This is a genomic window from Okeania sp. (assembly GCF_035285525.1).
Taxonomy (GTDB): Bacteria; Cyanobacteriota; Cyanobacteriia; order Cyanobacteriales; family Microcoleaceae; genus Trichodesmium.
The window spans coordinates 1-16,357 of sequence record NZ_JAYKGW010000113.1; the positions used below are offsets into that span (position 1 = coordinate 1).

Below are 16,357 nucleotides of genomic sequence, written 5' to 3' on the forward strand. Positions count from 1 at the left end.
GAATGAAAATCTCTGACTTAGGAATTTTGACTTTTAACTGTTGAATGAAAATCTCTGACTTAGGAATTTTGACTTTTAACTGTTGAATGAAAATCTCTGACTTAGGAATTTTGACTTTTAACTGTTGAATGAAAATCTCTGACTTAGGAATTTTGACTTTTAACTTTTGAATTTAATCTATATGGCGAAACTCTACAAAGCAACAGGAATAAATCTCAAAACTATGCCTTTAGGAGAATCAGATCGTTTATTAACCATCCTAACTCCAGAATATGGTTTGATTCGAGTCGTAGCTTCCGGAGCTAGGAAGCCAAAATCTAAACTGGGGGGTAGAAGCGAACTATTTGTCGTCAATCAATTATTGATTTCCCAGGGGCGATCGCTCGACCGAATCAACCAAGCAGAAACCATAACATCTTACACTGGTCTTAGTCAAAACCTGGGAAAATTAGCAGCAGGTCAATATTTAGCAGAATTAGTCCTTTATCAAGCTCTCAGCGAACATCCTCAAACTGAGCTTTTCTATCTACTCAACGAACACCTCGAACGTATAGAACAACTGCACCATAAAACTGACCGACTTTGGCATACCCAACTCATAGCATACCTTGCTCATGGAATATATCACTTACTCGCCATAGAAGGAATAGCTCCCCAAGTCCATAAATGTTGCGCTACAGGAAATGAACTAGAGCCAAACTTTAATTATTCTGACTGGCAAATTGGTTTTAGTATGGATGCAGGAGGAGTTATTAAAATTGATGATATTTCTGTTGTACAATCAGACTACCAAAATTTATCAAACCAAAACTCTAGTACCAAAATTAATACCCTGCTCAATGCTAATCAACTTTTACTGCTTCAACAACTACCACAAGCTAAACTTCAGACTTTAGTTCAACTGACTGCTTATCAAGATTGGGTGAAAGTGGAAAAACTTTTAAGAAAATATACCCAATATCATTTAGGTTATTCTATCCGTTCTGCGGAATTAATTGATACTTATTTACAATTATCATCAATACATCCATAGGTTTTACATACTATTGTAGGGGTTTGGTCTCCAAACCCAATTTTTTTCACAAATCATTATTAATTATTCATTAAAATGCAATTATCTGATTCAGATTTAACAAAAGAACCAAAACCAGAAAACCAACCCGATCCAGAATCTACTGCGGAAGCATCTATAACAACTGAAGAATCCGAACGTGGACTTTTACCAGTGCTGAAAAACGGTAAATTCTTAACTCTCTGGAGTGGTCAAGTATTTTCTCAACTCGCAGACAAAGTTTACTTGGTACTAATGATTACTATTACTGCTAATCAGTTCCAAGCAGCAGACCAAACTATAAGTGGATGGGTATCGGCGATTATGATTGCTTTTACTATCCCCGCTGTATTATTCGGAGCTGGAGCTGGTGTCTATGTAGATAGGTGGCCCAAAAAAGTAATTTTAGTTGCTACAAATTTGGTCAGAGGTGGTTTAGTTCTAATTTTGCCCATAGTATTGTGGCTATCTAATGATTTTAATCTAGGCAATTTACCTTTAGGATTTTGCCTAATGTTATTATTAACCTTTTTGGTTTCCACCCTGACTCAATTTTTTGCCCCTGCGGAACAAGCAGCTATTCCTTTAATTGTAGAAAAGCGACATCTACTTTCTGCCAACTCTCTTTACACTACCACAATGATGGCTTCTGTAATTATTGGCTTTGCAGTAGGAGATCCTTTATTAGAATTAGCTGATAGTTTAGTCGCCAAAATTGGTTTTGGGGAAACTTTCGGTAAAGAACTTGTAGTAGGTGGAAGTTATGCGATCGCTGGTTTACTATTAATTTTACTCAAAACTGGGGAACAGAAAAATTTGAGTGAAAAAGAACAGCCCCATATTTTAGCAGATTTAGGAGATGGCTTGCGTTATTTGAAAAATCATCATCGAGTTCGTAATGCCATTATTCAGCAAATTGTTTTATTTTCTATTTTTGCAGCTTTGGCAGTTTTGGCAGTACGTTTAGCAGAAATTATTCCGGGAATGGAAGCTGAAGAGTTTGGGTTATTATTAGCTGCTGCTGGAGTAGGTATGGGTATTGGTGCTGGAATAGTCGGTCAACTTGGACATTGGTTATCCCATTTCCAACTCAGTTTCATAGGTTCGATCGGAATGGCAACTTCTTTAGTAGGTTTATCTATATTTAATCAACAGTTTTGGGTAGTTATAATTCTGATTGGTATTTTAGGACTGTTTGGTGCAGTAGTAGGAGTACCAATGCAAACTACAGTTCAAGCGGAAACTCCTGAAGAAATGCGAGGAAAAGTATTTGGTCTCCAGAATAATGCTGTGAATATTGCTCTAAGTTTACCTTTAGCTTTAGCAGGGGTGATGGAAACTTTTTTAGGTTTACCAAAAGTTTTGTTAGGTTTAGGAGGAGTGGTAATAATAGCCAGTATATTTTTCAGTTTCTTTTCTCTGCCTACTAATATTGAATAGAAGTTAGTAGCAATAACTGTAGGTTGGGTTGAGGGACGAAACCCAACATTTTCTTTTCTTTGCCTACTAATATTGAATAGAAATTAGTTGTAATAACTGTAGGTTGGGTTGAGGGACGAAACCCAACAGAAGTCCAGTAGTCAACTGTTTGACCTAAAACTGTGCATTAGATTTGCCATTATGGTAAGAACAACTAACTTACCTTAGCAGATTTCCTATTGCATTATTTAAGCAGGACTTACGCAGCCACCCTAGATATAGTGCTTAAAACTATTGCAAAATAGTTTCTTGACTCTATATATAGTACCTCCCGTGTAAGTCCTGTTAAGATTAAGAGCAAACAGTTCAATAGGTAATAAAGATTATGGTTGGGTTGAGGAACGAAACCCAACCTACTGGTGCTAATTATTAATTATTAATTGTTAATTATTAATTATTAAAAGCTTCTGCAACTATAGATTCTGGCTTTAATAATCCTGTTAACATTTCCTGTGGTCTTTTACCATAAGGCCAAGCAAAAGCATGACGAAAAGCTGCATCTTGACAAGCTTGTAATTCTCGAAAATCAATTACATCAAGTGTCAATAAATTCTCATATTCAAAGGGCAAACGTACATTATGTAAACCAGCATTATCTGTACAAATAGCAATATCTACTCCCGCATCAAAACATTTATCAAATACAGTCTTTAATTGAGTAATATCATCCAGAGTTCCTGTCTTGAAATAGGTAGTCGGACAAACTTCTAAACATTGCCCCCGACTAGCTACTTCTTTTAATAATTCAGGATATTTTAAAGGTATTTGAATGCCATGACCAATACGCATTAAATAAGGTAATAATTCTGGATGACAACCATTAGGAGTTTCATACAAATGCCCCGTAGTTTTTACACCTTGTTCACGAGCATATTTATAGAGTTTAATAAATTCATCTATCCGTTCTTTGTAATTATTATCTCCTCCAGCCACATCTATAGCACAGACATATTGTGGGATTTGTATTGCTAAATCCACAATTGCTCGATTAACTTCATCAGGCAAACGAGTATGAGTACATAAAATTTGGCTAGTAACAATAGGATATTCATTCTGTTGAGTTGCCTTACCTACAGTCATAACTATTTCTGACATTAAATCTATCCTTTCAGACTGAGATAAATTATCTGGAGTTCTCAAATAAGGAGTATAACGTAACTCTAAATAAGCTAAATTTTCAAATGTATAAGCACCACGAATTAAGCGATAAATAAAGTATGGTAAAGTCTCAATAGTTTGAACTTTTTCTACTAAAGTATGTAGCTCTAAATATTCTTCTAAAGTATTTCGTGGTTTAGTGTAGAAATCTTCAAATTGTTGATATTCAGGAAAAGGATTTGCCAATTCTTGATTTTGCCGTTGGAAATATCTCCATAAAACTCTAGGAACTACCGAGCCTCCTAAATGTCGATGTAATTCTGCGTGTAAAGCCATAGAAACTTAATTTATCCTTGATATAATATTTCTTTATTCTGGGGAAAAGATGATTAAAATCTGAGAATATTAGGGAAATTAATCATTCACTTTTTATTTGAGTTATTTATGGATTATAGACTCCTTTTTTTTTTAATTCCCAAAAGAATAAAAATTAATTATAAAAATGACAGTACAAGATGACAGTCGAGAAAATGAACTTATCCAATTATTTAATTTAGAAAGACCAGTCAATTTAACTCGTAGTGGAACAGATGCAATCTTGACTTTAAATGGACTAAAAATTCCTTTTGAATTAAAGTCAACTACAAAAAATTCTGTAACTACAGTTAGAGATTTTGGACCGGATCATATTAAAAAGTGGAAAGGAAAACATTGGTTATTTGGTTTTTATGAAAAAGGTGGTAAAATCCTAAAATATTGCTTATATGCTTCCCCAAAAATGATGGTTCCTTAGATTAGTGAAAAATCAGCTTATGTTGCATCAGATTATAAACTTGCTCAATTAATACCAGAATTAATTAGTATATCTTTACTGTATAAAATTGTTGGCAAAAAAGAAGTTTATACACTCGAAGATGCTCAGAGTCTACAAAAAAGACAATACACAATTCAAGAATACCGAAATAAAATGGATTTAGAATTTGGCTACTCTCCTGAAAGAATGCTTTTGATTTTAAGAGATAGATGTCAATATTTAATTGAGAAAGATTCAACTTTAAATAATCCTCATATTCCAGCCTCATATTTTAAAGATTGGGAGCAAATAACTACCAATCATGCTCAACATTTAAGAGAACTTGTAACAGAAACTATTCAAGAAAATACTTGAGCAAGAGATTTTGGACCGGAGCATATTAAAAAGTGGAAAGGAAAACATTGGTTATTTGGTTTTTATGAAAAAGGTGGTAAAATCCTAAAATATTGCTTATATGCTTCTCCTAAAATGATGGTTCCTTAGATTAGTGAAAAATCAGCTTATGTGAGATTAGATTATAAACTTGCTCAATTAATACCAGAATTAATTAGTATATCTTTACTGTATAAAATTGTTGGCAAAAAAGAAGTTTATACACTCGAAGATGCTCAGAGTCTGCAAAAAAGACAATATACAATTCAAGAATACCGAAATAAAATGGATTTAGAATTTGGCTACTCTCCTGAAAGAATGCTTTTGATTTTAAGAGATAGATGTCAATATTTAATTGAGAAAGATTCAACTTTAAATAACCCCCATATTCCAGCCTCATATTTTCAAGATTGCGAGCAAATAACTACCAATCATGCTCAACATTTAAGAGAACTTGTAACAAAAAATATTCAAGAAAATACTTGAGCAATAGACAGTGCTATTTGATAAGCCATAGGTGGTGGTACAGCATTACCAATTTGACCTAATGCTTGATAAACTGCCCCAGAAAATTGCCAAGATTCAGGAAAACCTTGAAGGATTCCACAGTCAGGAACAGACAACCGAAAATGACTATTTTTAGCTACAAATAAATGTGCTTTTTCTCTATTTTCAGCTACTCCATTCGGCCAAATCTGTAATTTTTCCCAAGCTTTTTGTGCAGAAACACTACTTAAAATAGAGGTAGTATGGCGGAGTCCAGTTAGCCCACTTCTGAGAGTAGGTGATAAAGCATCAAATCCAATATTTGGTAATCCTAAAGCTTCACGAATTCCCATACAAAGTTGCAATTTATCTGTATTTTCATAATCCTCAAAAATATTTAGTTGAACTGGTTTTGTCGATTGATTTGTTGATAAATGATGCCAACGATGAGTAGGCTTAGGAGGTTGATATTTCGCCAAATATTTTTCATCTCGAAAACCAACAAAAAAGACTCGTTTTCTAATTTGAGAAATCCCAAAATCTGAAGCATTTAAAATAAATTTCCTCAGTTTATAGTAAGAAGCTAAAGGAGATTCAATAACTTCTTCAACATATTTACTAAACTTTTTACTTACCAATGCAGTAACATTTTCTGCCACAAATATTAGAGGTTCAATTTCCAAGACAGCACGAATAAATTCAGGGAACATATCACGATTATCTTCCTTACCTTTTTGACGACCAGCAACAGAAAAAGGCTGACAAGGTGGACCCCCATGAATAATATCAATTGACCCACGATAAGAGCGCCAATCTACTTTTGTGACATCTCCCTTTTCACCTGAAAAAATTTGCCAATCTGGTCGAAGGTTACGCAAAGTATTACCAGCTTCTGGGAGAATATCGTAGGAGGAAATATGATTAAAACCTGCTCGGTCAAAACCAAGGTCAAGACCACCACCTCCACTAAATAAAGAGAGACTTCGCCATTTATTTCTAGGCATTTGTGGCATCAAATTTTCAGGATTTAGATTCGGAATATTAATAGGATGTATTGGTTTTTTACCTTCTCCATTTAAAGCTTGTTTTTTAGCGCGACTAGATGCTTTTGAACGCTCTCTATAAACTTCTCTTTGTGCTTCAGTAATATTCCAACCTTTATGGGGTGATGCTTTTGACATTAGGCAAGATAGATAATGGATAATTAACAATTAATAATTAATAATTAATAATTAATAAATAGTGGGTAATGAAAACTATTTCTAGTTAGGGCTGGTGTATGGAAATCTCAAAGCTTTCATAGATAAAACTTTTGGTCTTTTTAGATAGTGAGCAAAGTAGCAGATTTTCCCCTGATCAGATAAGAGTGAAAAAGTGAGTATTTGGGTTAAGACTTGAGCAGAGTTGGCAAGGGATAATTTTTACAAGTACATCCTCTAAAACTCCTGATTCCTCTTGACTCTTCACTACTCCCTACCTCTACCATCAGACTTTTTCAGTAAACCCTAATTATTAATAGACTTTCAGATTATTGTAACAATAATTAACAAAAAATAATTGACATAACCATAGAGTTGATGGGAGGATTGAAAATTGTGTTAACTATACTGTAGAGAAGACCCTTGGCTAACGTAATTGTAATAGGCGCTCAGTGGGGCGATGAAGGAAAAGGAAAAATTACCGATTTATTGAGCAAATCAGCAGATGTAGTTGTCCGCTACCAGGGGGGCGTTAATGCTGGCCATACAGTGGTAGTTGATGGCCAAACATTTAAACTACACTTAATCCCTTCAGGTATCCTTTATCCTGACACAGAATGTATTATTGGTTCGGGAACGGTTATAGACCCTAAAATTCTGATAGAGGAACTAGACCAAGTAGAAGCTTTAGGCATTTCCACGGCCAAGTTGATGATTTCTCAAGCTGCTCATGTAACCATGCCTTATCATCGACTGATAGACAAAGCGTCGGAGGAACGTCGGGGGAGTAAAAAAATAGGGACAACAGGTAGGGGTATTGGTCCAACTTATGCCGATAAGTCTGAGCGGACTGGGATTCGGATGATTGATTTGATTAGTCCAGAGAGATTGAAAGAACAGGTAAATTGGACGGTTAACTATAAAAATGTGATTCTAGAGAAGCTTTATAATCTAGAACCTTTAGACCCAGACCAAGTAATAGATGAATATTTACAGTTTGCTGACCGTTTGAGACCTCATGTTGTAAATGCGTCTTTAACTATTTACAATGCTATTCACCAACGACGGAATATTTTATTTGAAGGAGCGCAAGGTACTTTATTAGATTTAGACCACGGTACTTATCCTTATGTAACTTCCTCAAATCCAGTGGCAGGAGGTGCTTGTGTAGGTGCGGGTGTTGGGCCGACAATGATTGACCGAGTGATTGGGGTAGCTAAGGCTTATACAACTAGAGTCGGAGAAGGACCATTTCCTACAGAAGCTATAGATGGGGTTGGGGAATTACTTTGCGATCGCGGAGCCGAATTTGGGACAACTACTGGTCGTAAACGTCGTTGTGGATGGTTTGATGCAGTGATTGGGCGTTATGCAGTGCGAATTAATGGTATGGACTGTATGGCAATTACTAAGTTGGATGTTTTGGATGAGTTGTCGGAGATTAAGGTTTGTGTAGCTTATGATATGGAGGGTGATCGTTGTGAAAATTTCCCTAGTAGTTCTACAGAATTAGCTAAGTGCAAGCCTATTTATAAAACATTACCTGGTTGGCAGCAATCAACTATGGATTGTCGAACTCTGGAAGATTTACCTAAGCAAGCTTTGGATTATTTACGATTCTTGGCAGAGTTGATGAATGTACCTATCGCTATTGTATCTGTTGGCCCTAGTCGTGACCAGACTATTTTGGTTGAAGACCCAATTCATGGACCTAAGCGGGGGTTGTTATATTCTGAAGAATAGGAAATAGGGAGCAGAGAGAATAGAAAAATTTCTGAGGATGTTTGAAGAGAGATAGTAGTGGGAGCATCTTTGCTCCCATAAATATTATATTTACTATGAGAAATCTCCAGAAATAAAAAATCAAGTCAATTATTGTAGAGAAATGATCAATTCTTTCTTCCTATTGCCTATTACCTATTCCCTCTTTGTCTGGAGATGTCTAATTCTCTACTCCCGACTCCCGACTCCCGACTCCCTTTTTTATGATAATTTTGATATAATCAATAAGCACATTAAGAGAAAAAAAAGTCAAGATGGAAGTTACAGTAGAATGTCAGAAAAGACCCGAAGGTAGTAAAACTAAAGCCTTACGACGGGAAGGATTAATTCCCGCAGTATTGTATGGTCATCAAGTTCCAGAATCTGTTGAATTAACTATTGAAGTGAAAAAAGTGCAGCAGTTGTTAAAGAAAGCCTTCGCTAACAAAACTATTATTGACCTAAAAGTTCCTGAGATTTCCTGGAATGGGAAAACTGTGATTAGGGAAATTCAATATCATCCCTATAAACCAGAGATTTACCACCTCAGCTTTTTCTCCGTTGGCGATCGCGCTTAATTCGGTTATCAGTTATTAGTAGTAGAGATTTCTAGAAAAGAGGGAACAGGGAACACTTAACTGGGAACAGGGAGGAATAATTGATGATTTGTGGATAATAATTAATTATCTTTAAAATTTTCGGATTCCATATTTAGACATCTCCACAAAAGAGGAAACAGGGAACAGAGAACCTACCCTTAACCCCTCCTAGGAGAGGAATAATTGATAATTTCTGAACAATAATTGATTTAATGAGTGATTGTTGGAGATATCTATTTGGTATGAGCGGTGCGTTACATTCATTAACGCACCCTACAACATGGCTATGACAGCCTAGAAGGCTGTCTTACAAAAGAACGCACCCTACAACATGGCTATGACAGCCTAGAAGGCTGTCTTACAGTTGTGTCAATTCACTACAACATGGCTATGACAGCCTAGAAGGCTGTGTTACAAAAGAACCTACCCTACAACATAGCTATGATAGGCAAGATGTCTGTGTTACAAAAGAACCTACCCTACAACATGGCTATGACAGCCTAGAAGGCTGTGTTACAAAGGTTTGCTCCCTTACTTAATTATTTGCTCAACTTTATCTGACCAAGTTCCTTCTAGACGGGGGCCTTGAATTTGGACAACATTAGAAGCTAGATAATTTCCCCAAAGTGCAGCTTTAGTAGGTTCATAACCATGAGTCAAACCATATAACGTACCTCCAGCAAAAGCATCTCCAGCACCAACAGTATCGATCGCTGTTGCCGGAAATCCAGGTACAGTAATAATTTGTTTATTATGAACTACTAAACAACCATCTTTGCCATTGGTAATAAAAGCTGTTTCCACCAACTCCCCAATTTTGGCAGCAGATTTTTCTAAAGAATCTATTCCTGTAAAACTACGCGCTTCATCAGCATTGCAGAATACTACATCACAATAATTTGAAAGTACCCCACGGAAGTCATCAGCAAACATATCTACCAAAAATTGGTCTGAGAAGGTAAAACAAACTTTCACTCCTGCACGCTGAGAATCTTCCATAGCTTTAATACAAGCTTGCTTTGTACTTTCTCCAGTCCACAAATAACCTTCTACATAACTATATTTACAACGCTTAATTTCCTCTGGATCAATATCACTAACACTGAGATTTACAGATGTTCCTAAATTTGTACACATAGTACGTTCAGCGTCGGGAGTTGTGAGTACGACACAAGTACCTGTAGGTTCATCTGCTGTAGGTGCAGCAGCAACATTAAACTCTATTTTTAAGTCCAACATATCTTGACGGTAGATTGCTCCGTTTGTATCACTGGCAACTTTGCCCACAAAAATACCTGTTCCTCCACTTTGAGCGATCGCTATCATGGAATTTGCAGCGGAACCACCGGAACGTTTTTTTAAGGAGATGTTTTTTAGTCCTGCTAAAATTCCTCCTTGTGTTGGAGCATCCATTAAAGTCATGCCACTTTTTTGCAGGGAATATTTTGTGATAAAATCTTCTTCTACAAGTGCGAGGATGTCAACTAGGGCATTACCGACACCGTATACGTCTAATTTTTGGGTGTTTACTGCTGTCATTTATTTTTCTATTGTTTGGCCACTTGATTATAATATCATAAAGAGGGAGTAGGAAGTAGGTAATAGCTGCAATAAGTGTAGGTTGGGTTGAGGAACGAAACCCAACAAATCTTCCGATCACCTAATCTATAACTCCTATTTCTCTTGACTTCACCTCCTAGGAGGGGTTAGGGGTGGATTGACTTCTGACTCCTAACTCCTCCCACTTAATAAAAGACTTCTATAAGCAAAACCTAATTATTAATTATTAATTATTAATTATTGAATCATCGCCATCAATGTACATTCCCAAACTAACCTGGGTTGTACATAGGAGAGCAAATATTTTCTGGCTGTCTCTAAATGTTGGAGAAATTCTACTCCGTAAACCTGCTGCCTCCAATAATAATGTTGTAAATAGTCTATCAACCATAACTGTGCTTCTGTATCCAAATTTTTACTAATATCTCGCCCTACTTCTAATGCTTGACGAGTATTTTGAATACCCTGAGTCGCAACTGCCAGAATATCTGCCGGAATTTGTTGTAGTTGTTGCCAATAAGCGATCGCTTCTCCTGGACTTCCTTGAGACATTGCTATTACTTCTGGCTTAGTCAAAATTTCTCCATAACCTGCTTTTTCTAATACTAACTGCATATTTTCCTCAGTCAAACGATAAAAAGGAATGCGTTGACAGCGCGACACCAAAGTTGGTAATAAGGAGTCAACTCCAGGAGCAATTAAAATTAAAGTCGCTCGTTTTCCTGGTTCTTCCAAAGTTTTCAATAAACCATTTGCTGCACTTTCTCCCATAGTTTCAGCTTGTTGTAATACCACAACTGATCTTGCTGCTTCTAGGGGAGGGCGACCTAGAAATTGACTAATATCGCGCACTTGTTCCAAACGTATTTGCGGAGGTGACTTGCGTTTTACTCCTGCTTCTGTTGCTTCTTTTGCTGACAGTAATTTTCCTTGGTGTAGATATGTTGGTTCTACCCAAAGTAAGTCGGGATGGTTTCTTTTGTGAATGCGATTTTGTAGGGATGAGGTGTTAGGGTTGGGGGAGAGAGTATTGGAGAATAGGAGTTCGATAAAACATTGAGCAGTTAAACCTCGTCCTATTCCTGAAGGTCCGGCAAATAGATAAGCAGGAGCAATACGTTGGTGAGCTACTGCTTGAGTTAATAATTCTATGGCTTGGTTTTGTCCGATGATAGGAGTAAATTGTGATAGCATCAATTTCAGTGATCAGTTATCAGTTATCAGTTTTCCGTAGCCAACGGATTTTATATTATGAGGACGGACTTACACATAAACACTGGTAGTAGACCGTTTCATCTAAAATAGTGTAATAGGTAGGGACAGGTTTCTCAAGAAATTTGCATGCTTATTCTAGGATTTACATAAAGCCGCCCCTGAGAGGGTGGCTTATATCACTGGGGCGGGTTTATCTAGGAAACGGATGAAAACTCGTTGTACGGACGTATCGCTGCGCGAAATGAAACGCATTTTTCTTATGCAACATCCCTACTTGTAAAACCCGCCCCTACGGTGTCTTCCTAATGCACCATTTTAGATGAAACAATGCAGTAGCAGACCGTTTCATTTTAAATGATGCAATAGATGTAGGTTGGGTTGAGGTACGAAACAAGGGCAAAAATCTTTTCTCCCCCACTCTCTACTCTCTACTCCCTATGCTCACATATAAAGGTTGATTTTTGACTTTTTCTATCCAATTTTGGAGCGCTGGAAACTGACTTAAATCAAATCCTCCTTCATCAGCAACATGAGTATAAGCAAACAAACAAATATCAGCAATACTATAGCGATCGCCTACGAAAAATTGATGTTTTTCTAAGTGTTTTTCCATGACATTTAAAGCTGCATAACCTCCTAGTTGTTTTTGTTTAATTTGTGTTTTATATTCTTCTGCTTTTCCCAAAATACTTATCCAATAACGAGAGGTAGCAATATAAGGTTCATGGCTATATTGTTCAAAAAATAACCACTGCATTACTTGAGCTTGTTCCCATTTATTAGTGGGGAAAAATTTGGTTCCGGCACTGAGATAAAAAATAATTGCATTAGACTCAGATAAAAATGTATTTGGTTCTATTTCTAATACAGGAATCCTACCGTTAGGATTTTTTTGTAAAAATTCTGGGGTGCGACTTTCTCCTTTGGTTATATCAATTTCTATTCTGGTAAAAGGTATTTCTAATTGGGTTAATAATAGGCGGATTTTATAACAGTTACCAGAGGAAGAAAATTCGTATAATTTTAGCATTTTATTTATAAGTTATTAGTACCTTATATCAGGGTTGGTAAAGAAATCATGTTCTGTAGGGGCGGGTTTCACAAGTTAGTTAACGAGTTTTTACATTGAGTCAGCTAAACCCGCCCCCCATGATCTAAACAACAGTCTTTAGGGCGAGTTTATTATAATTAATAATTAATAATTACCTCTGGTTAAAACCGAGAGATAGTAAACAGGGAGCGGAAATCTGACTTCATTATTAATTATTCATTAATTTCTCACCCGCCCCCATGATCTAAACAACAGTCTAACAGGGCAAGTTTATAATAATTAATAATTAATAATTAATTATTAATTATTAATTATTACCTCTAGTTAAAACCGAGAGACCTATGCGCAAGAGGCAGAAATCTAATTTCATTATTAATTATTCATTAATTTCTAACCCGCACCCCATGATCTAAACAACAGTCTAACGGGGCGAGTTTATGTAAATCAGGACTTACACGGGAGGCACTATATATAGAGTATTGGTGCGTTGTGCGTTGTGCGCTTTTCATGTCGCGCAGCGTTATCGTATAGGGACTGCGAGCGCATTCATGTCGGCTCAAGCGCCGAAAAAGCACCCTACCAATAGCGTTCGTGCGTAAGTCCTATAAATCTTAGAGTAAGCATAAAAATCTCCTCATCAACCCGCCCCTACCCCATATGAACCATTTTAGGTGTGTCAGTCTAGTAGGGTTGCTCAAAACTGCCGTGACCAAAACAACTTCTAACTTACTGCACTGTTACCACTTCTTCCACACTTTCATTTGCCAAGCGATCGACTGCTCGCAAAGCATAAGTTCCCGGACTAACTCTCACCCCATTAGTATCAGAATTTAATACTTGCGACAACACCCATTGATTACCAGTTTGCTGATACAACGCCCAAGAGCGAACATCTCCAGTCTTATCAACATTCCAACTAATAACACCAGAATTAACTTGTACTCCTGTAGGTGCTGCAGGGGGTTGGTTATCTAACCACGGCATCGCTGGAGGTAATGCTGGCGTGGGATAAATGGAACTTTTGAACACATTATTCACACCCGCCACATTATCTCGAAACATCTTCATACTAAAAAAGATATTCCCCAAAGAAAGTTGACTTGCTCTCTGACGAGAAATAGCAACTTGTCTCTCAAACTCAGATATCGACCAACCAGAAGTTTGCAACTGACTTAAATAATTTCCGGCATAAATATGACGACGTTGGAGGTTTTGTTGCAACCACCAGTTTAATAACACGGGATAACTCTGTTGGGGGGGATCGATGCGCCAATAAAGTTGAGGTGCTAAATAATCTACCCAACCTTTTTCTAACCATAACTTCACATCAGCATATATCTCATTGTATTGATCTAACCCGACAATACCAGGAGGTATCCCTGGGCGATAAATGCCAAACGGACTGATACCAAATTTGACATAAGGTTTCTCAGCGTGAATACCTCGATAGAGACGTTCCACCATAGTATTCACATTCTGTCGTCGCCAGTTAGATAGAGAAAGAGTGCCACCAGATGCTCTGTAACTATTGTAGGTGTCGTAGTCAGGAAATTCTGCACCACCTTGAGGATAGGGATAAAAATAGTCATCAAAATGGATGGCATCAATATCATAACGACGTACCACATCCATGATCGTATTGTAGGTTTGGTCTTGAATGACTTTGGCTCCAGGATCTAACCAAATATTTTTGCCGTATCTATAAGCATATTGGGGATATTTGACTGCTGCATGGTTGGATGCGAAAGGACCATCATTAGGACTAAGTCTGGCGCGGTAAGGGTTAAACCAAGCATGAAGTTCAATATTGCGTTTATGACTTTCAGCGATCGCAAATTCTAAGGGGTCATAATATGGGTTGGGAGGAGTTCCCTGTTTTCCGGTTAACCAACCACTCCAGGGTTCGATGTTGGAATTATAGAGAGCGTCTCCATTGGGGCGAACTTGCAAGACTAAGGCATTGAGATTTAGTTCCTGCATCCGGTTGAGAATGTTGAGTAATTCTGCCTTTTGTTGGAAAACAGGTAGACCAGGTTTAGAAGGCCAGTCAATGTTGGCGACAGATGCTACCCATGCTCCCCGAAATTCTCTGGGGGAAGCAAAGGATGGTTGTTGAGCTGTGGCAATGGGTAAATAGCTAGAGATTTGAGTCAGGGTTAGTCCTAATATTATTAGGCAACTCCAGAGGAGATTTTTTCGTCTAAATTGGATATTTTTGGGGATTTTAGCTAATAGTTTGCTGATTGGGTTCATTGGTTGGATAGTTTTGGTAATTTAACCTTATTCTAGCTACATATTTAACTCTATAATCTTAAATCATTTTTAATGATTTTTGGGTTGGTTTTAGTCAGTAGATATTTCTATAAAAGAGGGAATCAGCAATTATGAAATCATTCGTGATCAAAAATTGTAGGGGTTTGGTCTCCAAACCCAGATGCCGACAGATTTAGAGACAAGACCTCTACGATAAAATTCTACAAATTATTTAGAATTGCCATAATTGATAATTTATGAATAAAAATTGATCGGGACTTACGCAGAGACCGTAGATATAGTGCTAATCCCATGGGCAATGGTTTTTTAACTCTATATGTAGTACCTTTGTGGAAGTCCTGTTGATTTGATTTTTGATTTTTGGAGCAGTCTAAATGTTATATCAAATCTGCTTGCTTTGGAGAATAAGGTTCTACCATTATATTGATGAAAATTCCTAGTTCTAGAGGGTTTGGAGACCAAACCATTACGGTCTTTAATTCTACCGATATTACCGGATTTGATATTAGGTGTTAGGTTGTAAGGTAAGCATTTCCTGCGGAATATTGATTATATTTTTATTTAATTTTTGGAGATGTCTAATAGATAATGAAAACTATCTTTAACTATTAATTATCAATAAGTATATTCGTATTCATAGTTATAAGAATCTTCAAAGTTAGTGCTGACTCTAACTCCATTATTATCAACAGTACACACAAATTTATTTCGTTCCCCATAAACATCTACCCATCCTCGCCATTCCCAACCTTCTATAGTTTTCCTGACATCTTTTTGAGAAGACCACTTCCCATTTCTAGGAAATCCCATTTCATATTCCATAAATTCTTGACAAGAACTCACAACACTACTGGTGTTAGTTGGATTTTTATATTGATATGAATTATCGGGAATAATATCGGGTTCATATTGAGATGAATCATCAGGAAAATGATAAGAATATGGTTCTGTATCGAAAGTATATGCTGTTACTTTATTGTTGTCTATATTGCAGACAAAATTGCTTTTTTCTCCATCAAATTCTACCCAACCTCCCCACTTCCAACCCAATTCTGTTTTTGTTATATCTGACTCCGATGACCACCGCCCATTCCTAGGAAATCCCATTTCATCTTCCATAAATTCTTGGCAAGAATTAACAACATAATTGGTATTAATATTGCTTTGAACATCATTTTTTGTTCTCACTTTTTTAGGATTAACTTGACTTGGATAATTATAATCTTTCAGTTTAATATGACTATTATTACCAACATCGCAAGCTGCTAGAAAAACAACTGTAAATAATGCTAGAGCTAGGTTTTTTTTGTTCATCTTTCTCTATCTGGAAATCAAACTTTTAATTATCATAACACTAAAAGCTAATTTTGCAGAACTTAGGCAAAGAAACCCGGTTTC

At 36.7% G+C, this 16,357-nt stretch carries 14 protein-coding genes; 7 read left to right on the top strand and 7 right to left on the bottom strand.

What is annotated here, in order from left to right; all coding sequences use genetic code 11:
• The first annotated feature begins 181 nt into the window (after positions 1 to 181).
• Entirely contained in the window at positions 182 to 1,033 is an 852-nt protein-coding gene (gene recO / locus VKJ25_RS10705; protein ID WP_324236641.1) for a DNA repair protein RecO, read from the top strand.
• Between the two features lie 75 nt (positions 1,034 to 1,108).
• Positions 1,109 to 2,491: an MFS transporter gene (locus tag VKJ25_RS10710; RefSeq protein ID WP_324236622.1), complete on the top strand. Its 1,383-nt coding sequence runs from the start codon at positions 1,109 to 1,111 to the stop codon at positions 2,489 to 2,491.
• Between the two features lie 429 nt (positions 2,492 to 2,920).
• Here VKJ25_RS10710 and VKJ25_RS10715 read toward each other — a convergent pair whose 3' ends face one another.
• Positions 2,921 to 3,964 (bottom strand): amidohydrolase family protein, encoded by a 1,044-nt coding sequence (locus tag VKJ25_RS10715; RefSeq protein ID WP_324236623.1) that lies wholly within the window; start codon positions 3,962 to 3,964, stop codon positions 2,921 to 2,923.
• A gap of 166 nt (positions 3,965 to 4,130) precedes the next feature.
• Between VKJ25_RS10715 and VKJ25_RS10720 the strand changes: the two genes are divergently transcribed.
• The 3 genes from VKJ25_RS10720 to VKJ25_RS10730 all read left to right on the top strand — a co-directional run bounded on the left by VKJ25_RS10720 (position 4,131) and on the right by VKJ25_RS10730 (position 5,300).
• Positions 4,131 to 4,421, top strand: a complete 291-nt coding sequence (locus tag VKJ25_RS10720; RefSeq protein WP_324236624.1) for a hypothetical protein — start codon at positions 4,131 to 4,133, stop codon at positions 4,419 to 4,421.
• 174 nt (positions 4,422 to 4,595) lie between these two features.
• Positions 4,596 to 4,796 carry a hypothetical protein gene (locus VKJ25_RS10725; protein ID WP_324236625.1) on the top strand — a complete coding sequence of 67 codons (201 nt, stop codon included), beginning with the start codon at positions 4,596 to 4,598 and terminating at the stop codon, positions 4,794 to 4,796.
• A gap of 150 nt (positions 4,797 to 4,946) precedes the next feature.
• On the top strand, positions 4,947 to 5,300 hold the full coding sequence (locus VKJ25_RS10730) for a hypothetical protein (protein WP_324236626.1): 354 nt from the start codon (positions 4,947 to 4,949) through the stop codon (positions 5,298 to 5,300).
• On the opposite strand, the gene VKJ25_RS10735 is transcribed toward VKJ25_RS10730, so the two are convergent.
• Positions 5,285 to 6,481: a DNA cytosine methyltransferase gene (locus VKJ25_RS10735; protein ID WP_324236627.1), complete on the bottom strand. Its 1,197-nt coding sequence runs from the start codon at positions 6,479 to 6,481 to the stop codon at positions 5,285 to 5,287. The two genes, VKJ25_RS10730 and VKJ25_RS10735, sit on opposite strands and share 16 nt — an antisense overlap.
• A 441-nt stretch (positions 6,482 to 6,922) precedes the next feature.
• Here VKJ25_RS10735 and VKJ25_RS10740 point away from each other — a divergent pair, with 441 nt between their 5' ends.
• Both VKJ25_RS10740 and rplY read left to right on the top strand, forming a co-directional pair.
• Entirely contained in the window at positions 6,923 to 8,242 is a 1,320-nt protein-coding gene (locus VKJ25_RS10740) for an adenylosuccinate synthase (RefSeq protein ID WP_324236628.1), read from the top strand.
• A gap of 293 nt (positions 8,243 to 8,535) precedes the next feature.
• Positions 8,536 to 8,838, top strand: coding sequence for a 50S ribosomal protein L25 (rplY, locus tag VKJ25_RS10745; protein ID WP_324236629.1), 303 nt, complete (start codon positions 8,536 to 8,538; stop codon positions 8,836 to 8,838).
• A 552-nt stretch (positions 8,839 to 9,390) separates the two neighbouring features.
• Here the strand turns inward: rplY and VKJ25_RS10750 are convergent.
• The 5 genes from VKJ25_RS10750 to VKJ25_RS10770 form a co-directional block, all read right to left on the bottom strand.
• Positions 9,391 to 10,398 (bottom strand): adenosine kinase, encoded by a 1,008-nt coding sequence (locus tag VKJ25_RS10750; RefSeq protein WP_324236630.1) that lies wholly within the window; start codon positions 10,396 to 10,398, stop codon positions 9,391 to 9,393.
• A gap of 258 nt (positions 10,399 to 10,656) precedes the next feature.
• The gene (locus tag VKJ25_RS10755) at positions 10,657 to 11,613 is read right to left on the bottom strand and encodes a DNA polymerase III subunit delta' (protein WP_324236631.1); all 957 of its coding nucleotides are present in this window, start codon (positions 11,611 to 11,613) and stop codon (positions 10,657 to 10,659) included.
• A 442-nt stretch (positions 11,614 to 12,055) separates the two neighbouring features.
• Positions 12,056 to 12,664 carry a glutathione S-transferase family protein gene (locus VKJ25_RS10760; protein WP_324236632.1) on the bottom strand — a complete coding sequence of 203 codons (609 nt, stop codon included), beginning with the start codon at positions 12,662 to 12,664 and terminating at the stop codon, positions 12,056 to 12,058.
• A gap of 747 nt (positions 12,665 to 13,411) precedes the next feature.
• On the bottom strand, positions 13,412 to 14,938 hold the full coding sequence (locus VKJ25_RS10765) for a glycoside hydrolase family 10-like protein (protein WP_324236633.1): 1,527 nt from the start codon (positions 14,936 to 14,938) through the stop codon (positions 13,412 to 13,414).
• 636 nt (positions 14,939 to 15,574) lie between these two features.
• Positions 15,575 to 16,273 (bottom strand): hypothetical protein, encoded by a 699-nt coding sequence (locus VKJ25_RS10770; protein ID WP_324236634.1) that lies wholly within the window; start codon positions 16,271 to 16,273, stop codon positions 15,575 to 15,577.
• Between the last annotated feature and the right edge of the window lie 84 nt (positions 16,274 to 16,357).